The following is a 20,202-nucleotide window of genomic DNA, read 5'->3' as shown; positions in this document are numbered from 1 at the left end:
GGTCTACATGGTGTTTCCCAACGATCTGAACGCCAACGACACGGTGTTCGGCGGTCTGATCATGGCGCAGATGGATCGCTTCGCGGCGGTCTGCGCCGATCGCCACGCCGGCGGCGTCTGCGTCACCGCCAGCGTCGATGCCGTGCATTTCGTGGCGCCGGCCATGCGTGGCGATGTGCTGATCTTCAATGCCTCGGTCAACCGCGCCTGGCACAGCTCCATGGAAGTGGGCGTGAAGGTCGACGCGCGCAGCTACGACGGTGAGCAGCGCCGCCACATCCTCTCGGCGTACCTGACCTTCGTGGCGCTCGACGCCAAGGGCCGGCCGCGCCCGGTGCCGGAACTCACGCCGGTCAGCGCCGACGAACAACGCCGCCACGCCGAAGCCCAGCTGCGCCGCGAGTCGCGCCTGCAGCACGCCGAGCGCCTGAAGGGACTGCGCGCCTGTTCGTGAGATGTGAGAGGCAAGCCGCCAGAGCAGCGGCAGAGCTTCGCCTCGCGCCTGGCAGTCCCGGCCGGTTGCTTTGCGGGCAAATCATAAGTACGCTAATGATATGCCCGCTAAGCCTCCAGCCCCCGGCTTCGTCAGCCTGGTGTTTGAAATCAGCCGCCTGTACCGGCTGAGTTTCGGCCGCCGCGCCCAGCATCTGAAGCTGACCCAGCCGCAGAGCCTGGCGCTGGCCGCCATCGCCCGGGAGCCGGGCCTGACCCAGGCCAGCCTCGCGGAAAAGCTGGAAGTGCATCCGGTCACGGTCACGCAGCTGATCGACCGCCTGGAACGTTCCGGCTGGGTCAGCCGCGAGTCGCATGAAAACGACCGCCGCGCCTTCCGCCTCCATCTCACCGAACAGGCCGATCCCATCCTCAGCAAGCTCTGGGCGCTGGCCCGCGAGGCGCGTGCCGAAGCCATGCGCGGCCTGAGCGAGCAGGAGCAGCAACAGCTGGAGTCGCTGCTGCTGCGGGTGAAGGCCAATCTGCTGGCCGAGGACGCCAGCCCCCGCACGCGCACGCGCGCGGGTTGAGGAACACCATCGTCATGGCCCAGAACCCCGTGAACCCATCGCTGCTCAATCATCCCGGCCTGCGCCGCGTGCTGCTGCTGGGCGTGCCGGCCCTGGTGCTGCTGACGGCCGTCTATCTCTGGCTGTTCGGCGGCCGCTACATCAGCACCGACAACGCCTATGTGAAGGCCTACATGGTCAACGTCAGCGCCGACGTCAGCGGCAAGATCGACACCATGCTGGTGCGCGAGAACCAGGCGGTGAAGAAGGGCGAGCTGCTGTTCCGCATCGACCCGGCGCCCTATGCGGTGGCCGTGCAGCAGGCCGAGGCCGCGCTGCAGACCGCGCGTCTGCAGGTGCAGGCGCTGAAGGCCAGCTACGCGCAGAAAGTCGCGGAACTGGCGTCGGCGCAGGCCGATCTGCGTTACCGCCGCGTGGACCAGCACCGCATGCAGGCCCTGCAGGCGCTGGGCGCCACGCCCACCTCGGCGCTGGACGCCGCCGAGCACGCGCTGCAGGTTGCCGAGAGCAAGGCGCTCAGCGCGCAGCGCGATGTCGATGAACTGCGCGCGCAGCTCGACGGCAATCCCGACATCGCCGTGGCGGATCATCCCACCTACGCCAATGCGCAGGCGGCGCTCGACAAGGCGCGCCTGGAACTGCAGCGCACCGAAGTGCGCGCGCCCATCGACGGCATCGCCAGCAAGGTGCCGCAGGTGGGGGTGTATGTGACCCCGGCGCTGCCGGTGCTGAGCGTGGTCGATGCCGCCGGCCCCTGGGTGGAAGCCAATCTCAAGGAATCGCAGCTGGAGAAGGTGCGCGTGGGCCAGCGTGTCGAGATCGACGTCGATGCCTACACCAGCACGCAGTGGCAGGGCGTGGTGGAGAGCATCGGTCAGGCCACCGGCGCCGAGTTCTCGCTGCTGCCGCCGCAGAACGCCTCCGGCAACTGGGTGAAGGTGGTGCAGCGCGTGCCGGTGCGCATCCGGATCCAGCATCAGAACGACGAGCCCGCGCTGCGCGCCGGCATGAGCAGCGAGATCCGCATCGACACCGAGAGCGGACGGCAGGCCGCGCCCACGCAAGCAGCGCTGCGATGAGCCAGATCGCGCCGGCGGCGCGCGGCATCGTCACCCTCTCGGTGATGGCCGCGACCATGCTGCAGGCCCTGGACTCCACCATCGCCAACGTTGCCCTGCCGCATATGCAGGGCTCGCTCAGCGCCTCCTCGGATCAGGTGTCCTGGGTGCTGACCTCGTACGTGGTGGCGGCGGCCATCGCCACCGGCCCCACCGGTTATCTCAGCGCACGCTTCGGCCGCAAGAACGTGCTGCTGGTGGCAATCACCGGTTTCACCATCGCCTCCATGCTCTGCGGCATCGCCAGCTCGCTGCCGGAGATGGTGCTGTTCCGCCTGCTGCAAGGCGTGTTCGGCGCGGTGCTGGTGCCGATCTCGCAGGTGATCATGCTCGATGCCTATCCGCGCGAGCAGCATGGCTCGGCGATGGCGCTGTGGGGCATGGGCGTGATGCTGGGGCCGATCCTGGGGCCTACGGTCGGCGGCTTTCTCACCGAGTTCTACAACTGGCGCTGGGCCTTCTTCATCAACCTGCCGATCGGCATCCTGGCCTTCATGGGCCTGAGCCTGTCCCTGCCCCACGATGACAAGTCCACCTCGACGCAGTCCCTGGATCTCAAAGGCTTCGCGATGCTGAGCCTGGCCATCGGCACGCTGCAGCTGATGCTGGATCGCGGCGAAAGCCAGGGCTGGTTCGATTCGCGCGAGATCATGATCGAATGCATGCTGGCGATGCTGAGCTTCTACATGTTCGTGGTGCACAGCCTCACGCATCCGCGGCCCTTCTTCAGCCCGCATCTGTTCGCCGACCGCAATTTCGTTTCCGGCCTGGCGCTGGTGGGCATCGTCGGCGTGGTGATGTTCGCCACCTCCGCGCTGCTGCCGCCGTTCCTGCAGAACCTGCGCGGCTTTCCGGCCTTTGCCGCCGGCCTGGCCATCGCCCCGCGCGGTGCCGGCACCATGATCGCGATGTGGCTGGTGGGCCGGCTGATCGGCCGCGTCGGCACGCGCTCGCTGATGCTGTTCGGCATGATCAGCACCGTGCTGTCCCTGGCCTGGATGTCGCACTACACGCTCGATGTGCCCATGTGGCATCTCTATGGCGCCAGCATCCTGCAGGGCGTGGGCATCGCCTTCGTGTTCGTGCCGCTGTCCACCCTGACCTTTCTCACCCTGCCGGCCCGTGATCGCGGCGAGGCCACCTCGGTTTACGGTCTGGTGCGCAATGTCGGCAGCAGCCTGGGCATCGCCGGCGCCTTTGCCTATCAGGTGCGGCTGGCACAGGTGAACCACGCCTATCTCACCGAGCACATCACCGCCTTCAATCCAGCCGTGGATCAATACCTGCAGGCCGCCGGCGGTCTGCCGAAGGCGGTGACGCTCAGCACCCTGATTGCCGAGATCAATCGTCAGGCCGGCATGCTCGCCACCATCGCCGACTTCAAGGTGATGATGTGGGGCGTGCTGCTGGGCATGCCGCTGCTGCTGCTGTTCCGCCCCAAGGGCAGCGAACCGCCGCCCGAGCGCCAGGAGCCCATCGTGCTTGATTGAGCGAGCGTCGCCGCAAGAATGGCACGCGGCTTGCTCTTGTATACATCTTAGAGTTGGTGGCTAGGGTTCCGGCGCTAAAACAGTGCGCGACTGGTCCGAGAGCTGCCGGCCGGGCGCGAACCCGGTGCACGGCGGGATAAAAACCCGGGAGACCTCGACGGCCAGTATCTGGTTCACGTTCGAGTGCTCCGTTGTCTTGAACTCCACCGATACGCGGCCGGCCCTGTGAATCTTTGCAAAGGACCGGATATGCGCGCGCTCAAACACTGCTTCAAGCTGCTCACCGCCGCTGCCTTGTGCAGCCTCACCCTGCTCCAGCCGGCACACGCCGAGGCGAAGAAGGAATTCGACATCGCCTGGTCGATCTACGTGGGCTGGATGCCCTGGCCGTACGCCGAGCAGGCCGGCATCGTCAAGAAGTGGGCCGACAAGTACGGCATCAAGATCAAGATCACCCAGATCAACGACTACGTCGAATCGATCAACCAGTACACCGCCGGCAAGTTCGACGGCGTGACCGTCACCAACATGGACGCGCTGACCATTCCCGCCGCCGGCGGCGTGGACACCACCGCGCTGCTGATCGGCGACTACTCCAACGGCAACGACGGCATCGTGCTGAAGAAGGGCAAGACCCTGGCGGAGATCAAGGGCCAGAAGGTGAACCTGGTGGAGCTGTCGGTCTCGCACTATCTGCTGGCGCGCGGTCTGGACTCGGTGAAGCTCAAGGAGAAGGACATCAAGACCGTCAACACCTCGGATGCCGACATCGTCTCCGCCTACAAGGCCAAGGACACCACGGCGGTGGTGACCTGGAACCCGCAGCTCTCCGAGATCAAGGCCGAACCGGGCGCGGCCCTGGTGTTCGACTCCAGCAAGATTCCCGGCGAGATCATCGACACCCTGGTGGTGAACACGCAGACCCTGAAAGACAATCCGGCGCTGGGCAAGGCCCTGGCCGGCATCTGGTATGACACGCTGAAAGTGATGAGCAGCACGGGCGCCGACGGCGTGGCCGCACGCGCGGCGATGGCCAAGCTCTCCGGCGCCAGCAGTGCCAGCTTCGAAGGCCAGCTCAAGACCACCCGGATGTTCTACACGTCGGCGGAAGCGGCGGCCTTCACCAAGGACGCCAAGCTGGTGCAGACCATGGAGCTGGTGCGCAGCTTCTCCTTCGATCACGGTCTGCTCGGCGCCAACGCACCGGACAAGGACTTCGTCGGCATCGCCTTCCCCGGCGGCCAGACCCTGGGCAGCAAGAGCAATATCAAGATGCGCTTCGATGCCACGTACATGACGATGGCGGCGGAAGGCAAGCTCTGATCAGGCCCATCCGCGCTCACCGGAGCTAAGCGATGCGTCGCTTGATGAATGTCACGCCCAATCGCGGCGGTCGCTGGCTGCTGGCGCTGCTGCCCTTCGCGCTGATCGCGATGCTGTATGCGATGGCCTCGGCGCAGCGTCTGGCGGTCAATGCCGAAGACAAGGTCCTGCCTTCGCTCAGCAGCATGGTGCAGACCCTGCACCGCACCGCGCTGGAAGAAGACCGTCGCACCGGCGAGCGCATCTTCTGGGCCGACACCAAGGTCAGCCTCAAGCGTCTGGGCCAGGGTCTGGCGATTTCGATCGCCATCGCCCTGGTGCTGGGCCTGGCCATCGGCCTGCTGCCCATGATGAGCGCGACGTTCTCGCCGCTGATGGCCGTGATTTCCATGGTGCCGCCGATGGCGATTCTGCCGATCCTGTTCATCGCCTTCGGTCTGGATGAGTTGTCCAAGGTGATGCTGATCATCATCGGCGTGGCGCCTTGCCTGATCCGCGACCTGGCACTGAAGGTCAGTCAGCTGCCGAAGGAGCAGCTGGTCAAGGCGCAGACCCTGGGCGCTTCGACCTGGCAGGTGATGCTGCGGGTGGCGCTGCCGCAGGCCATGCCGCGACTGATCGAATCCACGCGCCTGATGCTGGGTCCGGCTTTCCTGTTCCTGATCTCGGCGGAAGCGATCTCGGCGGATGCAGGCCTGGGCTATCGCATCTTTCTGGTGCGTCGCTATCTGTCCATGGACCTGATCCTGCCCTACGTCGCCTGGATCACGCTGCTGGCCTATGTGGCCGACACCCTGCTCGTGCAGTGTTCGCGCCGCCTGTTTCCCTGGGCGCACGAGGTACGCGCATGAGCGCGATCAGTGTGCGCAATGTCTGGGTGGAATACGGCGAGCAGATCGTGCTCGAACAGATCCGCCTGGACATCGAGTCCGGCGCCTTCGTGTCCATTGTCGGACCTTCGGGCTGCGGCAAGACCACGTTCCTGAAACTGCTGCTGGGCCAGGAACGACCCACGCGTGGCGAGTTGCTGCTGGATGGCGCGCCGCTGCCCGATGAACCCGGCGCGGATCGCGGCGTGGTGTTCCAGCGCTACTCGGTGTTCCCGCATCTGACCGTGCTCGGCAATGTGCTGCTGGGCCCGGAGCTGCAAGCCTCGCCGCTGCTGGCGCGCCTGTTCGGCGCGAAGCGGCGCGCCCAGCGCGAGGCCGCCACGCAGCTGCTGGACGCCGTGGGCCTGGGCGAGTCCCTGCACAAGTATCCGGCCCAGCTTTCCGGCGGCATGCAGCAGCGCCTGGCCCTGGCGCAGGCCCTGATCACCAGACCCAAGGTGCTGCTCCTGGACGAACCCTTCGGTGCACTCGACCCCGGCATCCGCGCCGAGATTCACGAGGTGCTGAAAAAACTCTGGAAGGAAACCGGCATCACCATCGTCATGGTCACCCATGACCTGCGTGAGGCCTTCACCCTGGGCACGCGCGTGGTGGTGTTCGACCGCGACGCGCGACGCAAGCGCGATGCGGAGCGCCTGCGTTACGGTGCCGTGATCACGCAGAACATCGAAGTCCACAAGCGCCGCGACAAAAACGCGGTGCTATCATCTGCCGGTCGGGACGACCCGACTCCTCCGCAAGCACCCCGCCAGGACGACCTGGCGCCTGTCTTGAGTTGAGGAGTCAGACGATGTCCAGCCTCTCGCCCGAAGTCGCCGCGCAGATCGCGGCGAACCGCCAGCGCTATGAAGCGCTCAAAGCCGCCGGCCAGGATGCCGGCCTGCCGCTGCCCCCACCCACGCCGCGCGATGCGTGCTTCGATGCACAGCGCGTGCTGCATCGCGAAGTCATTCCCGGCGGCTGGTACTGGACGGCGACCCTCAAGCGCGGCCAGAGCCTGCGCCTGCGCAATCCGGGCGCGACGCCCGGCGTGTCCTTCTTCTGCTGGAATGCCGAGGACACTTCCGTGCGCTACGACGCGGGCGCCACCGTGAAGGTGCAATGGACGGCGGCGCTGGGCAAGGGCCGCGTGCTGCTCTCCGACATGGGCCGCGTGCTGGCGTCCATCGTCGAGGACAGCTGCGGCGCGCATGACAGCCTGCTGGGCGGCAGCACCGCGCAGAGCAATGCCGCGCGCTACGGCGCGGCCATGCTGCGCAACACGCGCGACAACTTCGTGCTCGCCGCCGGCAAGCATGGCTTGTCACGCCGCGATCTCGCGCCCTGCCTCACGTTCTTCGCGCCGGTGCGCACCGATGCCCAAGGCCGCTTCCACTGGCAGGACGGTGTGCTCGCCGCCGGTGATTTCGTGGAGCTGCGTGCCGAGATGAACCTGCTGGTCGCCGTCTCCAACTGCCCGCATCCGCTGGCGCCGGGCGCTTATGCGCCGCAGGAGATCGAAGCCCTGCTGCTGCGCGCCGCGCCCCCCGCGGCGGACGACTTGTGTCGCCGCGCCACCGCCGAGGCGCGGCGCGCGTTCGAAAACACCGACGCGCGGTTCGCATAAGGGGAGAGACCGACATGCGTTCGCTCGACACCCGCGATCCGGCCACCGCGATCTACGACTACACCATCCCCGCCACTGCACCCTGGTCCGGCTTCGTCAAGCGCGGCCAGGTGCTGCGCATCATCGATGTGGAAGGCCAGCAGGCGGTGGACACGCTGTTCTACCGCGCCGACGACTTCTCCGAGCGCTACAGCGCGCAGGACACGCTGCGCGCGCAGAACCATGCCTATATCGGCGAGGGCACGCGCATCCTCTCCAACGAGGGCAATCTCATGCTGACCGTGACCGCCGACAGCTGCGGCGCGCACGACACCAGCGCCGGCGCCTGCTCCTGCGAAGCCAATACCGTGCGCTTCGGCCATCACACGCGCTACATGCATGCCTGTCGCGAAAATTTCCTGGTGGAAGTGGCCAAGCACGGCATGGACAAGCGCGACATCGTCGGCAACATCAACTTCTTCATGAACGTGCCGGTGGAACCGGACGGCAAGCTCGCCATCGTCGATGGCGTGTCCAGGCCCGGTGATTACGTGGAACTGCGCGCCGAGATGGACGTGCTCTGCGTGATCTCCAACTGTCCGCAGATCAACAATCCCTGCAACGGCTTCCACCCGACGCCGGTGCGCGTGCTGATCTGGGAGGGCGCATGAACCTCGCCGCATCCCTGCAATCAGCTCGCGCCTTGTTTCCCTCTCGCCTTGCCGCGGATGGGCCGGGGGAGAGGACACTCTGCAGCCTGATCGAGCGCCCCCTCTCCCTGGCCCTCTCCCGCAAGGGGAGAGGGGAACGGGCCTGTGGCGGCAGTCTAGCTTTCGTCGTAAGCCGGCAGCCGAGTTCGGTGAGGGCTGAGATGAAACGGCGCCCGGAGGAGCACACACCGGTTCCATCGCCTCGGCCACCACTCCCCTCTCCCCTTGCGGGAGAGGGGTCGGGGGAGAGGGGTCGCTGCTGCCAGCGCGTGCAGGCAAAGCTGCTGCAGCAGGGCGTCCGCCATGTTTGAGAAAGTCCTGATTGCCAATCGCGGCGAGATCGCGGCGCGCGTGATCCGCACGCTGAAGAAGATGGGCATCGCCTCGGTGGCGGTGTACTCCGATGCCGACCGCTACAGCGCGCCGGTGCTGGCCGCCGATGAAGCCATCCGCGTCGGCCCCGCCGCGGCGCGCGAGAGTTATCTGAATGTGGAGGCCATCGTGGCCGCCTGCCGGCAGAGCGGCGCGCAGGCCGTGCATCCCGGTTATGGCTTTCTCAGCGAGAACGCCGGCTTTGCCGAACAGCTCGCCGCGCACGGCATCCGCTTCATCGGCCCGCGCCCCGAGCATTTGCGCGACTTCGGCCTCAAGCACACGGCGCGCGCGCTGGCACAGGCCAGCGGCGTGCCGCTGCTGCCCGGCAGCGGCCTGCTCGACAGCGCCGAGCAGGCGCTGACCGAGGCACAGCGCATCGGCTATCCGGTGATGCTCAAGAGCACGGCGGGCGGTGGCGGCATCGGCATGCATCTGTGCTACGGCGCCGAGGAACTCGCCGCGCGCTTCGCCGCCGTGCAGCGCATGGCGCAGTCCAGCTTCGGCGATGCGCGCGTGTATCTGGAGCGTTATGTCGAGACCGCGCGCCATATCGAGGTGCAGATTTTTGGCGACGGACGCGGCCGCGTGGTCTCGCTGGGCGAGCGCGACTGCTCGCTGCAGCGACGCAACCAGAAGGTGGTGGAGGAAACGCCGGCGCCGGGTCTGTCGGATACGCTGCGCGCGCGCCTGCATGCGGCGGCGCGCGCGCTGGGTGAGGCGGTGGCTTATGAATCCGCCGGCACCGTGGAATTCATCTACGACGTGGCGCGCGAGGATTTTTACTTCCTAGAAGTGAACACGCGCCTGCAGGTCGAGCATCCGGTCACCGAGGCGGTGTTCGGGATCGATCTGGTGGCGTGGATGATCCGCCAGGCCGCCGGCGAGCTGGAACTGCCGCAACAGGCTGCCTTGCAGCCGACCAGCGCGGCGGTGGAAGTGCGCTTGTACGCGGAAAATCCGCAGCGCAATTTCGCGCCGTCCTCGGGCCTGCTCACCGAGCTGCGCTTTGCGCCCGGCATCCGCGTCGATGGCTGGATCCAGACCGGCACCGAGGTGTCGTCCTTCTACGATCCGATGCTGGCCAAGCTGATCGCCAGCGGCGAGAACCGCGCAGCCGCCATCGCCACGCTGCGCGCGGCGCTGGACGATTCGGTGGTCTGCGGCATCCAGACCAATCTGGATTATCTGCGCGCGGTGCTGGGCAGCGAGGCCTTCCTGAGCGGCGCAGTGGCCACGCGCGTGCTCAAGGACTTCGCCTACCAGCCACGCGCCATCGAGGTGCTGGCCGCCGGCGCGCAGAGCAGCGTGCAGGATCATCCCGGCCGGCTCGGCTACTGGGACGTGGGCATCCCGCCTTCCGGGCCCATGGATGCACGCAGCCTGCAGCTGGCCAATCGCGCGGTGGGCAATGCGCCCGGCACGGCGGCGCTGGAATGCACGCTGAGCGGGCCGACGCTGCGTTTCTGGAGCGATACGGTGATTGCCCTCGCGGGCGCGGCGATGCAGGCGCGGCTCGATGAACAGGCGGTGCCTTTCTACGAGCCCGTCACCATCAAGGCCGGTCAGACCCTGCAGCTGGGCAAGATCGAAGGCGCCGGCCAGCGCACGTATCTGGCCGTGCAGGGCGGCATCGCCGCGCCGCTGTACTTGGGCTCGCGCGCCTGTTTTTCCCTGGGCGGTTTCGGCGGACATGCCACCGGCGTGCTGCGCGCCGGCGACAGCTTGCAGATCGACACCCAGCCGCATGGCGCGGCGCAGGCCATCGCACCGCAGGAACGTCCGCAGCTCATGCGCGAGTGGACGCTGGCGGTGCTCTACGGTCCGCATGGCGCACCGGATTTCTTCACGGCCGAGGACATCGACACCCTGTTCGCCGCCGAATACGAGGTGCATTTCAACAGCGCGCGCACCGGCGTGCGTCTGATCGGGCCGCGTCCGGCCTGGGCGCGGCCTGACGGCGGCGAGGCCGGCCTGCATCCTTCCAATATCCACGACAACGCCTACGCGATCGGCGCCATCGACTTCACCGGCGACATGCCGATCATTCTCGGTCCCGACGGTCCGAGTCTCGGTGGTTTTGTCTGCCCGGCGGTGGTCTGTCGTGAAGACCTCTGGAAGCTGGGCCAGCTGAAGCCCGGCGACAAGGTCCGCTTCCGTGCTGCGGAAGATGCGCAGCTGGAGAGGCCCGTGGCCGGCGGCGCGCGCGGCTCGCCCATCGTCGCGCAGCGGCAGGGCGCGGTGCCGGTGGTGTATCGCCGTGCCGGTGATGACTACCTGCTGGTGGAATACGGGCCGATGATGCTGGATCTGGCCCTGCGTCTGCGCGTGCATCTGCTGATGCAGGCCCTGCAGGCGCAGCGTCTGCCCGGCGTCATCGATCTCACGCCCGGCATCCGCTCGCTGCAGATCCATTACGACAGCACGCGCCTGAAGCGCACGCAGCTGCTGGGCCTGCTGCAGGAGATCGAGCAGAGCCTGCCGGCGGCCGAGAGCGTCACCGTGCCCAGCCGCATCGTGCATCTGCCGCTGTCCTGGAACGATTCTTCCGTGCAGCTGGCGATGCGCAAGTATCAGGAACTGGTGCGGCCCAATGCGCCCTGGTGCCCGGACAACATCGAGTTCATCCGCCGCATCAACGGCCTGGGTTCCGCTTCCGATGTGCAGCGCATCGTCTTCGATGCCAGCTATCTGGTGATGGGCCTGGGCGATGTGTATCTGGGCGCGCCGGTGGCCACACCGATCGATCCGCGCCATCGCCTGGTGACCACCAAGTACAACCCGGCGCGCACCTGGACGCCGGAGAACGCGGTGGGCATCGGCGGTGCGTATCTGTGCGTGTACGGCATGGAAGGTCCCGGCGGCTACCAGCTGTTCGGCCGCACCGTGCAGATGTGGAACCGCTGGCAAAAGACCGCTGAATTCACCGAGCCCTATCTGCTGCGCTTCTTCGACCAGATCCGCTTCTATCCGGTCAGCGAGCAAGAGCTTGCCGAGGCGCGCGCGGCCTTCCCGCACGGTCGCTATCCGCTGCGCATCGAACCGACGCAGCTGGCCTTCGGCGAGTACGCGGCGTTTCTGGCGCGCGAGGCCGGGAGCATCAGCGCCTTCAAGCGCCGTCAGCAGGCCGCGTTTGAAGCCGAGCGCGCCGACTGGAAGGCGCGCGGTCTGGACAGCTTCAGTGTCGAGGACAGCGGCGGTACGCCGAGCGAGGACGCGCTGCCTGCGCATTGCAGCGCGGTGGCCTCGCAGGTCACCGGCAGCGTCTGGAAGCTGCTGGTGCAGCCGGGCGACACCGTGCAGGCCGGACAGGTGCTGCTGGTGCTGGAGTCGATGAAGATGGAGATGGAAGTCACCGCGCCGCAAGCCGGCCGCGTGCGCGAGCTGCGCTGCAGCGCCGGCCGCACCGTGCAGGCCGGTCAAACCGTGGTCGTACTGGAGGATGCATGAACTCGCTGCCCAAGCTGCCGGGAATCGCGGCCTTGCAGGCCCTGTATCGGCAGGGCTCGCTGACGCCGCTGCAGATGATGCGCGAGCTGCTGGCGCGCATCGCGGCGTATCCGGACCCGGCGGTGTGGATCAGCCGCTTCGACGATGGCGCGCTGCTGGAAACCGCAGGCCGTTTGGGCGAGACGCCCGATCCCGCGCGGCCGCTCTGGGGCATTCCCTTCGCGGTGAAGGACAACATCGATGTCGCCGGTCTGCCGACCACGGCGGCCTGTCCGGCCTATGCGTATCAGCCGGCGGAAGACGCCCAGGTGGTGGCCAGGCTGCGCGCGGCCGGCGCCCTGGTGATCGGCAAGACCAATCTCGATCAGTTTGCGACCGGCCTCAATGGCACACGCTCGCCCTATGGCGCGCCGCGCTGCGTGTACAACGGCGACTACATTTCCGGCGGTTCCAGCTCCGGTTCGGCGGTGGCGGTGGCCGCCGGTCTGGTGAGCTTTGCCCTGGGCACCGACACCGCCGGTTCGGGCCGCGTGCCGGCCGGCATCAACAATCTGGTGGGCTTGAAACCCACGCGCGGCTGGCTGAGCAACCGCGGCCTGCTGCCGGCCTGCCGCAGCCTGGATTGCATCTCGGTCTTCGCGCTGGACGTGGACGATGCCGAATGCGTGGCGCTGCAGGCGGCGGGCTTCGATGCACAGGACATCTACTCGCGGCCGGCACCGACCCTGCCGCTGCGCCTGCGCGGGTTTCGCTTCGGCATTCCCAAGGACCCGCCCTGGTACGGCGATGCCCTGGCCGAAGCCGCGTTCGCGCAGAGCTGCGAGCAGCTGCGCGGCCTGGGCGCGGAACTCGTGAGCGTGGATTTCACGCCGCTGTTCGACACCGCGGCGCTGCTCTATCACGGCCCCTGGGTGGCCGAGCGCAGCGCGGCGGCGGGCGAGTTCCTGCGCACGCATGCGCAGGACATGGACCCGACGGTGCGCGGCATCGTCGAGCAGGGCCTGCGTTACAGCGCGGTGGATGCTTTCGAAGGCGAGTACCGGCGTCGCGAGCTGCAACAGCGGGCGGACGCGATCATGGCCAGCGTCGATGCCTTGCTGGTGCCGACCGCGCCCAGTGTGTACACCGTGGCGCAGATGCAGGCCGATCCGGTTGAACTCAACAGTCGCCTGGGCCTGTACACCAATTTCGTGAACCTGCTCGACTGGTCGGCCCTGGCGCTGCCCGCCGCGTTCCGCAGCGACGGTCTGCCCAGCGGCATCACCCTGATTGCACCGGCCTGGCAGGACCGCGCCCTGGCCGACTTCGGCCGCCGCTGGCTCAAGCGCGAGATCCTGCCCGCGGCGCAGCCCAAACCCGCGAGCAGCCTGCGGGTTGCGGTGGTCGGCGCGCATCTGCGCGGCATGCCGCTGAATCGTGAACTCACCGAGCTGGGCGCCAGCTTCGTCGAAGCCACGCACACCAGCACCGCGTATCGGCTCTACGCCCTGCGCAACACCACGCCGCCCAAGCCGGGCCTGGCGCGCAGCGGCGAGGGCGCCGCCATCGAAGTCGAGCTCTGGGATCTGCCGATGGAAAACGTCGGCCGCTTCCTGGCCGGCGTGCACGCGCCGCTGGGCATCGGCAGCCTGGAGCTGGCGGACGGGCGCTGGGTGAAGGGCTTCATCTGCGAGCCGCAGGCGATTGCCGAAGCCAGCGACATCACCCACTACGGCGGCTGGCGCGCGTATCGCGCCGCGCCGCCGTCCTGAGCCTGCTCAGGTCTTGCCGAGAAAATCCTGCTTGCCCAGCTCCACGCCGTTGTGGCGCAGGATGTTGTAGGTGGTGGCGGCGTGGAAATAGACGTTCGGCAGCACGAAGTCGAGCAGATAATCCTGGCCCTTGAACTCCAGCGCGCCGCTGCGCATCTGCAGGACGATGGCGCGGTTCTCGCTGCCGTCGATCTGCGCGGCGGTGAAGTCCTGCAGATAGGCCAGGGTCTTGTTCACGCGTGATACCAGCTCGGCGAAACTGCGCTCGCTGTCTTCATAGCGCGGCGGCTCGACACCGGCCAGACGCGCGGCGCAGCCCTTGGCCATATCGGTGGCGATCCACACCTGCCGGCACAGCGGGAACATATCCGGGAACAGCCGCGCTTCGGTGAACACGCTGTCCTCCAGCTTGCGCGCCTGCGCGTGCGCGGCACCTTTTTCCAGCACTGCTTTCAGATTGCTCAGCGTGCGGCGCAGAACCGGCACGCTGGCCTCGTACATGGACAGACTCATGATCTCGCTCCTTCGTGGCTTGATTAAGACCCGCTACCGCAGCGCTCGTAACTTGGCACGCTAGCTGCTTTATGTAACCCAGGCCCGCCGGACGCCAGGCGCCGCAGGCCAAAGTCTCTCCTCCGGAAAGGCCCAAGCCTTTCTATTGCAGCCCTCGCTCGCGCGAGGGCTTTTTTTTGCGCGTTTTTGCGCACGGCCTGCGCCGCTTCAGTGCGGCAAACGCAAGCCGATCAGCGTGGGCCGGTCGCCCTGCACCTCTTTGACCACCAGCTGGATATCGCCCAGGCGCAGACGATCGCCCACCACCGGATGCGGCAGATGTTTCTGCAGCAGCTCGGCGATGGTCTTGCCCGGCCGGTGCTCGGGCTGGCGCAGGCCATAGGCCTCGCAGAGATCGGCCAGCAGCACATCCGCGCGCACCGTGAATTCTCCGAAGTAGCGCCGCGCCGTGGTCTCGCTTTCGCCGTGCACCGCTTCGAACACCCGGTCCAGGGCGTCGAGCTGGGTCTGGGCGGCGAGCAGGGAGATGTAATCACCGGCCTGCAGCTCACCCCAGTCGCGGTAGTGCAGCACCCGGCCGCGGCGCGCGACGCAGATCACGCGCGAGACATCCGGAATCGGCAGCTGCTTGGGCCGCACCCCGATCAGCTTGCTGTTGGACGGCAGGCGATAGCTGACCACCTCATAGCCCTGCTGGCCCGGCAGATCGATGTCGTCACGATGGATGCGCGCGGAAGTGGCCGGCACCTGCAGACCGAGCAGGCGCGCCAGCGGCGCCACCGTCCAGCCCTGCACCACCAGCGACACCAGCACGATGAAGAAGGCCATGTTGAAGAACAGCTGCGCATTGGGCAGCCCCGCCAGCCAGGGATAGGTGGCCAGCACGATCGGCACCGAACCGCGCAGACCCACCCAGGCGATGTAGAGCTGCTCGCGCCACGGGAACTTGAACGGCGCCAGGCTGAGAAAAACCGCCGCCGGCCGCGCCACCAGAATCAGCACCGCAGACAGCACCAGGCCCGGCAGCATCACGCCTTCCAGCTGTCGCGGCGAGACCAGCAAGCCCAGAATCACGAACATGCCGATCTGCGCCATCCAGGCCATGCCGTCGTGGAAGCGCCGGATGGTGGCGGCGCCGCGCAGCGCGCGATTGCCCAGGAAGATGCCGGCCAGGTACACGGCAAGAAAACCGCTGCCGCCGGCCAGTGCGGTGAGGCCGAAGATGGCCAGGCCGCCGAACAGGGCCAGCAGCGGCACCATGGAATCGCCCAGGCGCAGACGGTTCAGGCCGCGCACCAGCAGCCAGCCGCCGCCGACGCCCAGCACCGCGCCGGCGCTCATCTGCCAGAACAGCAGGCGCAGCGCATCCCAGATGCCGAAGCTGTCGGGCATCTGCAGATACGTGATGGTGGCCAGGGTCAGGAAGATCGCCATCGGATCATTGGTGCCGGATTCGATCTCCAGCGCCGAGGCGACGCGCTCATTGAGTGAGAGCGCACTGCCGCCCAGCAGCGAGAACACCGCCGCCGCGTCGGTGGAAGCGACGATGGCGCCGATCAGGAAACCCTCCGCCGGACTGAGTTTGAGCAGCCAGGTGCAGAACAGCGCGGTGGCGCCGGCGGTGATCAGCACGCCGAAGCTGGCCAGCATCAAGGCCGGACGCAGACCGGTGCGGAAGCTGTGCAGCGGCGTGCGCATGCCGCCGTCGAACAGCACCACCGCCAGCGCCGCAGTGGCGGCGAGATTGGCCAGCGGATAGTTGTTGAAATGAATGCCGCCGGGGCCGTCCTCGCCGGCGAGCATGCCCACCAGCAGGAAGATCAGCAGCAGGGGCACGCCCAGGCGCGGCGTGAGCACCGTGGCGAGGATGCTGACAAGAAACAGCAGGGCGGCCAGCAGGATGAGATGGCTGGAAAAATCGAGGCTCATGCGCGAAGTGTACGCGGGCGAGGTGCAGGACCGATGGCAGCCGATGCGGCTCGGCTGTGCCTAGTCGCCTTGCGTGGCATGTCGCTATACTTGCGCGTCTTTTGTTCCCAATCCAATAAGCGCAGGGGAGTCGCGCGGTGGCGAACCAGAACCACGATAAAGTGTTCATGATCAACTTCGGCGCCGTGCTCGCGGTGCTGTTCGGCATCTTCTTCATCTGCATCATCGCCGCCCGCCTGCTGGATACCGGCGAAGGTCATGCTGATGCAGCGGCGCTGGCGCGCCTGGAAGCGCGCATCAAGCCGGCCGGCACGGTGGTGACCGACCCCGCGGTGCTGGTCAAGGCCGCTGCCGCCGCACAGGCCGCGCGTCCGGCCATGAGCGGCGAAGAGGTCTATGGCAAGGTCTGCACCGGCTGCCACGCCACCGGCGTGATGAACGCGCCCAAGGTCGGCGACAAGGCCGTCTGGGGCGAGCGCCTGAAGACCCAGGGCGGGGTGGACGGTTTGGTGCAGAAGGCCATCTCCGGCCTCAATGCCATGCCCCCTCGTGGTGGCGATGGCAGCCTCAGCGATGACGAAATCAAGGGCGCGGTCGAGCACATGCTCAAGCAGACCGGCCTCTAAGCCTCGGTAAGCTTTAAGAAAGGCGCCACCTTCGGGTGGCGTTTTTTTTGGGTCGCCTGGTCGCGCACTAAAAAGAGGCTCGATTTTAAATCGGCCCTCATTTGGTGCGTGAATTGGCCGGCACCGGGTAATTCCTCATGCCTTTTGGGGCTGTCACAGCCTCGTCATTTGCGCCAACGAGTGGCATGGGGCTTGCAACTTTGGGCCGGGGCCGCAGTGCAATGAAGCACGCGGACATTTATCCACTCGGGAAGAGGTCTTTAAATGAAACTCAAGCGTTCAGTGGCGGTCGCTGCACTCATGGGAGCTGCCGCGTTTTCGGGTAGCGCGTTCGCAGGCGTCACGGGCAACGTCGGGGCCGTCAGCACCTATATGTTCCGCGGCCTGCAGCAGACCAGCGGCGCTGCCATCCAGGGCGGTGTCGACTACTCGCACGACTCGGGCCTTTACGCCGGCTTCTGGGCGTCCAACATCGGTTGGGGCTATGGCCCTGGTGATACTGCCGGCGGCACGGAGACCGATTTCTACGCGGGCTTCACCAAGGCACTCGGTGACTTCACCTTCGATATCGGCGGTATCGGCTACATCTACCCGGAACAGTTCGAAGATCACGGCCCCAGCAACGTCAACACCTTCGAGGGCTACTTTGGCGTGAGCTACAGCGTGCTCTCGTTCAAGTATTACTACAGCCCGAAGTATTTCGGTAACGGCAAGAGCACCGGCTACAGCGATGCGGTGGATGAGTCGTACTACTCGCTGAGCGCCGCCATCCCGCTCTCGGACAGCCTGAAGCTGACCGCTTCAGCTGGCTACACCAAGACCGGCGAAGATGTCGCGCTCTGCTACAGCCTCAGCAACTGTGAGACGAAGGACAGCTATGTCGACTACTCGGTCGGTCTGGCCAAGACCATCGACGAGAGCCTCAGCGCCACCTTCCAGGTCATCGACACGACGCTCAAGAGCGACGATCCGATGGTCATGATCGGCATCAAGAAGACGTTCTCGCTGTAAGCCGTATCCGCATCGGGAAAAGGGCCGCCTCGTGCGGCCCTTTTCTTTTCTTTTCTTTTGCGGGCTCAGGCGGCTTGCAGGGTTTCGCGATAGCGCAGCGCTTCGGCGATGTGCGCGGCGCGCAGGGGCTCGCTGCCTTCCAGATCGGCAATGCTGCGCGCCACGCGCAGCACGCGGTGATAGCCGCGCGCCGAAAGCGCGAAGCGCTGCAGGGCCTGCGCCAGCAGCTCACGGCCTTCGGCATCGGCAGCGGCGTAACGGTCCAGCTCGCGGGTGCCGAGCTGGGCATTGGCCTTGCCCTGGCGGTCGAGCTGCCGCTGCCTTGCCCTCATCACCCGCGCCTGCACTGTGGCGCTGGTCTCGCCCGTGGTGCCCTCGCCCATCAGCTGCGCGCGTTCCACGCGCGGCACGAACAGCCGCAGATCGATGCGATCGAGCAAGGGGCCGGAAATGCGCGCGCGATAACGCAGCACCTGATCCGGCGTGCAGCGGCACTGGCTGTGCTCATCGCCCAGATAGCCGCAGGGACAGGGATTCATCGCCGCCACCAGCTGGAAACACGCCGGGAATTCGGCCTGGCGCGCCGCGCGGGAAATGGTGATGGCGCCGCGCTCCAGCGGCTCGCGCAGCACCTCCAGCACCTGGCGGTTGAACTCCGGCAGCTCGTCGAGAAACAGCACACCGCCGTGCGCCAGGGTGATCTCGCCGGGCTTGGGATGGCTGCCGCCGCCCACCAGCGCGACCCCGGAGGCGGTGTGGTGCGGGGCGCGGAACGGCCGCTGCCGCCAGCGCGCCGGATCGAAGCCCTGGCTGATGGAGGCCACCATCGCCACTTCGAGTGCTTCGGCATCGCTCAGCGGTGGCAAAAGGCCCGGCAGCCGCTGCGCCAGCATGCTTTTGCCACCCCCCGGCGGACCGATCAGCAGCAGGGAGTGAGCACCGGCGGCGGCGATTTCCAGGGCGCGCTTGGCCTGTGCCTGACCACGGACTTCGAGCAGATCCGGCGCCGGGCTCCCGCACTCGGCCACCGGCGGCGCGGACTCGGCCGCGCACAAGGTGCCGGCATGCAGTTCGGCACACAGCTCGCCCAGGCGCTGCACCGGATACAGGGCGAGATTCGCGGCCAGGGCCGCTTCCTCGCGATTGGCGGCCGGCAGCAGCAGACCATGACCGGCCGCCGCCGCTTTCAGCGCTGCAGGCAAGGCGCCTTTGACCGGCCTTATTTCGCCGGACAGCGACAACTCGCCCAATACCTCGCGCGCCTGCAGTGCCGTTTCCGGCAGCTGGCGCGAGGCCAGCAGGATGCCCAGGGCGATGGCCAGATCGAAGCGTCCGCCTTCCTTGGGCAGATCGGCGGGCGCCAGATTGCAGGTGATGCGCTGCAGGGGAAAACGGTAGCCGCTGTTGACGATGGCGGCGCGCACGCGGTCCTTGGCCTCGCGCACCGCCGCTTCCGGCAGGCCGACGATGTTCAGGCCCGGCAGGCCGGGCGCGAGGTGCACCTCGACACTGACGGGATCGGCGGTCAGGCCGTTCTGGGCGCGGGAAAGAACCGTGGCGAGCGACATGCCCGCAGGCTAAAACCCCTTTACGACTCCGACTGCGAACCCTGGCGCTGTTCCAGCTGCCGGACCCGCTTTTCCAGCGCCGCCAGCTTCTTCTGGGTGCGCACCAGCAGCTCGGCCTGGGTGTCGAAACGCTCGCGCGACACCAGGTCCCACTTGTCCAGGTTGGCGCGCAGCAGCGCGCGGAAATTGTCCTGCAGCTCGCTGCCCAGGCCGCGCAGGCCCGGTGGCAGGATGCCGGCCAGCTTGGCGGCGAGGTCTTCGATGCGGCCCGTATCCATTGACTTGCTTCCATTCGGCCGCAGGCGCTGCGGCGCAGGGGAAATTATGCCCGAGCGGCGCTGATTCGCGACAAGGCGTCATGCACCATCATGGCGCAACGAGGTGGGGTAAGCCCTCAGTTTCGCGTCCATTGCTTGGCATGGTCCATGCTTTTATGCCTCCGGGCCGCTGGGGTTACAAGGCTCCCCTAGCGTCAGCACGCTTTCCGACTCAGGAGTGATTTATATGAAATTGATCGCAGCCATCATCAAGCCGTTCAAGTTGGACGAGGTGCGCGAAGCACTCTCAGACATCGGCGTGGCTGGCATTACGGTGACCGAGGTGAAGGGGTTCGGCCGCCAGAAAGGGCATACCGAGCTGTACCGTGGTGCCGAATACGTTGTCGATTTTCTTCCCAAGGTGAAGATCGAAGTCGCCGTGGGGGACGACAAGCTCGACGCCGCCATCGATGCGATCAGCAAGGCCGCGCACACCGGCAAGATCGGCGACGGCAAGATTTTCATCTACAACCTGGATCAGGCCATTCGCATTCGTACCGGCGAAACCGGCAAAGACGCTCTCTGAG

18 protein-coding genes and 1 riboswitch are annotated in these 20,202 nt (G+C 66.8%); of the genes, 14 read left to right on the top strand and 4 right to left on the bottom strand.

What is annotated here, in order from left to right; genetic code table 11:
- Positions 1–7: 7 nt before the first annotated feature.
- The 11 genes from BMY12_RS10540 to atzF all read left to right on the top strand — a co-directional run bounded on the left by BMY12_RS10540 (position 8) and on the right by atzF (position 13,711).
- A complete protein-coding gene (locus BMY12_RS10540) occupies positions 8–454 on the top strand; it encodes an acyl-CoA thioesterase (protein WP_093285709.1) in 447 nt (148 codons plus the stop codon).
- A 100-nt stretch (positions 455–554) separates the two neighbouring features.
- Complete coding sequence (locus BMY12_RS10535) at positions 555–1,022, top strand: MarR family winged helix-turn-helix transcriptional regulator (protein WP_093285630.1); 468 nt, start codon at positions 555–557, stop codon at positions 1,020–1,022.
- A gap of 14 nt (positions 1,023–1,036) precedes the next feature.
- Positions 1,037–2,101 carry an HlyD family secretion protein gene (locus tag BMY12_RS10530; RefSeq protein WP_093285628.1) on the top strand — a complete coding sequence of 355 codons (1,065 nt, stop codon included), beginning with the start codon at positions 1,037–1,039 and terminating at the stop codon, positions 2,099–2,101.
- Positions 2,098–3,630: a DHA2 family efflux MFS transporter permease subunit gene (locus BMY12_RS10525; protein WP_093285625.1), complete on the top strand. Its 1,533-nt coding sequence runs from the start codon at positions 2,098–2,100 to the stop codon at positions 3,628–3,630. Before BMY12_RS10530 ends, BMY12_RS10525 begins: the two co-directional genes overlap by 4 nt.
- Positions 3,631–3,679: 49 nt before the next feature.
- Positions 3,680–3,783: riboswitch (guanidine-I (ykkC/yxkD leader) on the top strand.
- Positions 3,784–3,879: 96 nt separating this feature from the next.
- Positions 3,880–4,953, top strand: coding sequence for a putative urea ABC transporter substrate-binding protein (locus BMY12_RS10515; RefSeq protein WP_093285619.1), 1,074 nt, complete (start codon positions 3,880–3,882; stop codon positions 4,951–4,953).
- 32 nt (positions 4,954–4,985) lie between these two features.
- A complete protein-coding gene (locus BMY12_RS10510; RefSeq protein WP_093285616.1) occupies positions 4,986–5,804 on the top strand; it encodes an ABC transporter permease in 819 nt (272 codons plus the stop codon).
- A complete protein-coding gene (locus BMY12_RS10505; protein ID WP_093285613.1) occupies positions 5,801–6,622 on the top strand; it encodes an ABC transporter ATP-binding protein in 822 nt (273 codons plus the stop codon). Before BMY12_RS10510 ends, BMY12_RS10505 begins: the two co-directional genes overlap by 4 nt.
- An 11-nt stretch (positions 6,623–6,633) precedes the next feature.
- Positions 6,634–7,449: an urea amidolyase associated protein UAAP1 gene (locus tag BMY12_RS10500; protein WP_093285611.1), complete on the top strand. Its 816-nt coding sequence runs from the start codon at positions 6,634–6,636 to the stop codon at positions 7,447–7,449.
- A gap of 14 nt (positions 7,450–7,463) precedes the next feature.
- Positions 7,464–8,099, top strand: a complete 636-nt coding sequence (locus BMY12_RS10495) for an urea amidolyase associated protein UAAP2 (protein WP_093285608.1) — start codon at positions 7,464–7,466, stop codon at positions 8,097–8,099.
- Between the two features lie 342 nt (positions 8,100–8,441).
- Positions 8,442–11,960, top strand: a complete 3,519-nt coding sequence (locus tag BMY12_RS10490) for a 5-oxoprolinase/urea amidolyase family protein (RefSeq protein WP_093285605.1) — start codon at positions 8,442–8,444, stop codon at positions 11,958–11,960.
- Positions 11,957–13,711, top strand: a complete 1,755-nt coding sequence (gene atzF / locus BMY12_RS10485) for an allophanate hydrolase (RefSeq protein WP_093285603.1) — start codon at positions 11,957–11,959, stop codon at positions 13,709–13,711. Before BMY12_RS10490 ends, atzF begins: the two co-directional genes overlap by 4 nt.
- A gap of 6 nt (positions 13,712–13,717) precedes the next feature.
- On the opposite strand, the gene BMY12_RS10480 is transcribed toward atzF, so the two are convergent.
- Both BMY12_RS10480 and BMY12_RS10475 read right to left on the bottom strand, forming a co-directional pair.
- The gene (locus tag BMY12_RS10480; protein WP_093285600.1) at positions 13,718–14,224 is read right to left on the bottom strand and encodes a DUF1993 domain-containing protein; all 507 of its coding nucleotides are present in this window, start codon (positions 14,222–14,224) and stop codon (positions 13,718–13,720) included.
- Between the two features lie 207 nt (positions 14,225–14,431).
- Positions 14,432–16,153 carry a potassium/proton antiporter gene (locus tag BMY12_RS10475; protein WP_093285598.1) on the bottom strand — a complete coding sequence of 574 codons (1,722 nt, stop codon included), beginning with the start codon at positions 16,151–16,153 and terminating at the stop codon, positions 14,432–14,434.
- A 167-nt stretch (positions 16,154–16,320) separates the two neighbouring features.
- Between BMY12_RS10475 and BMY12_RS10470 the strand changes: the two genes are divergently transcribed.
- Together BMY12_RS10470 and BMY12_RS10465 are read left to right on the top strand one after the other, a co-directional pair.
- Complete coding sequence (locus BMY12_RS10470) at positions 16,321–16,779, top strand: c-type cytochrome (protein ID WP_093285706.1); 459 nt, start codon at positions 16,321–16,323, stop codon at positions 16,777–16,779.
- A 264-nt stretch (positions 16,780–17,043) separates the two neighbouring features.
- Positions 17,044–17,790, top strand: coding sequence for a TorF family putative porin (locus tag BMY12_RS10465; protein ID WP_093285595.1), 747 nt, complete (start codon positions 17,044–17,046; stop codon positions 17,788–17,790).
- A 65-nt stretch (positions 17,791–17,855) separates the two neighbouring features.
- Here the strand turns inward: BMY12_RS10465 and BMY12_RS10460 are convergent, their stop codons facing one another.
- Together BMY12_RS10460 and BMY12_RS10455 are read right to left on the bottom strand one after the other, a co-directional pair.
- Positions 17,856–19,358 carry a YifB family Mg chelatase-like AAA ATPase gene (locus BMY12_RS10460; protein ID WP_093285593.1) on the bottom strand — a complete coding sequence of 501 codons (1,503 nt, stop codon included), beginning with the start codon at positions 19,356–19,358 and terminating at the stop codon, positions 17,856–17,858.
- A 20-nt stretch (positions 19,359–19,378) separates the two neighbouring features.
- Positions 19,379–19,636, bottom strand: coding sequence for an accessory factor UbiK family protein (locus BMY12_RS10455; RefSeq protein ID WP_093285589.1), 258 nt, complete (start codon positions 19,634–19,636; stop codon positions 19,379–19,381).
- A gap of 226 nt (positions 19,637–19,862) precedes the next feature.
- Here BMY12_RS10455 and glnK point away from each other — a divergent pair, with 226 nt between their 5' ends.
- Entirely contained in the window at positions 19,863–20,201 is a 339-nt protein-coding gene (gene glnK / locus BMY12_RS10450; protein ID WP_093285587.1) for a P-II family nitrogen regulator, read from the top strand.
- Position 20,202: the final 1 nt, after the last annotated feature.

It is taken from the genome of Solimonas aquatica (assembly GCF_900111015.1).
GTDB lineage: Bacteria > Pseudomonadota > Gammaproteobacteria > Nevskiales > Nevskiaceae > Solimonas > Solimonas aquatica.
The sequence above is the reverse complement of the archived record's forward strand: the minus strand, read 5'-3'. Positions and strand labels throughout refer to the sequence as shown.

What these genes read in the sequence shown, in the direction of transcription:
- BMY12_RS10500 (WP_093285611.1), top strand. Translation starts at nt 6,634, where the DNA reads ATGTCCAGCCTCTCGCCCGAAGTCGCCGCGCAGATCGCGGCGAACCGC.
- glnK (WP_093285587.1), top strand. Translation starts at nt 19,863, where the DNA reads ATGAAATTGATCGCAGCCATCATCAAGCCGTTCAAGTTGGACGAGGTG.
- BMY12_RS10540 (WP_093285709.1), top strand. Translation starts at nt 8, where the DNA reads ATGGTGTTTCCCAACGATCTGAACGCCAACGACACGGTGTTCGGCGGT.
- BMY12_RS10505 (WP_093285613.1), top strand. Translation starts at nt 5,801, where the DNA reads ATGAGCGCGATCAGTGTGCGCAATGTCTGGGTGGAATACGGCGAGCAG.
- BMY12_RS10480 (WP_093285600.1), bottom strand. Translation starts at nt 14,224, where the DNA reads ATGAGTCTGTCCATGTACGAGGCCAGCGTGCCGGTTCTGCGCCGCACG.
- BMY12_RS10475 (WP_093285598.1), bottom strand. Translation starts at nt 16,153, where the DNA reads ATGAGCCTCGATTTTTCCAGCCATCTCATCCTGCTGGCCGCCCTGCTG.
- BMY12_RS10525 (WP_093285625.1), top strand. Translation starts at nt 2,098, where the DNA reads ATGAGCCAGATCGCGCCGGCGGCGCGCGGCATCGTCACCCTCTCGGTG.
- atzF (WP_093285603.1), top strand. Translation starts at nt 11,957, where the DNA reads ATGAACTCGCTGCCCAAGCTGCCGGGAATCGCGGCCTTGCAGGCCCTG.
- BMY12_RS10490 (WP_093285605.1), top strand. Translation starts at nt 8,442, where the DNA reads ATGTTTGAGAAAGTCCTGATTGCCAATCGCGGCGAGATCGCGGCGCGC.
- BMY12_RS10535 (WP_093285630.1), top strand. Translation starts at nt 555, where the DNA reads ATGCCCGCTAAGCCTCCAGCCCCCGGCTTCGTCAGCCTGGTGTTTGAA.
- BMY12_RS10470 (WP_093285706.1), top strand. Translation starts at nt 16,321, where the DNA reads ATGATCAACTTCGGCGCCGTGCTCGCGGTGCTGTTCGGCATCTTCTTC.
- BMY12_RS10465 (WP_093285595.1), top strand. Translation starts at nt 17,044, where the DNA reads ATGAAACTCAAGCGTTCAGTGGCGGTCGCTGCACTCATGGGAGCTGCC.
- BMY12_RS10510 (WP_093285616.1), top strand. Translation starts at nt 4,986, where the DNA reads ATGCGTCGCTTGATGAATGTCACGCCCAATCGCGGCGGTCGCTGGCTG.
- BMY12_RS10455 (WP_093285589.1), bottom strand. Translation starts at nt 19,636, where the DNA reads ATGGATACGGGCCGCATCGAAGACCTCGCCGCCAAGCTGGCCGGCATC.
- BMY12_RS10515 (WP_093285619.1), top strand. Translation starts at nt 3,880, where the DNA reads ATGCGCGCGCTCAAACACTGCTTCAAGCTGCTCACCGCCGCTGCCTTG.
- BMY12_RS10460 (WP_093285593.1), bottom strand. Translation starts at nt 19,358, where the DNA reads ATGTCGCTCGCCACGGTTCTTTCCCGCGCCCAGAACGGCCTGACCGCC.
- BMY12_RS10495 (WP_093285608.1), top strand. Translation starts at nt 7,464, where the DNA reads ATGCGTTCGCTCGACACCCGCGATCCGGCCACCGCGATCTACGACTAC.
- BMY12_RS10530 (WP_093285628.1), top strand. Translation starts at nt 1,037, where the DNA reads ATGGCCCAGAACCCCGTGAACCCATCGCTGCTCAATCATCCCGGCCTG.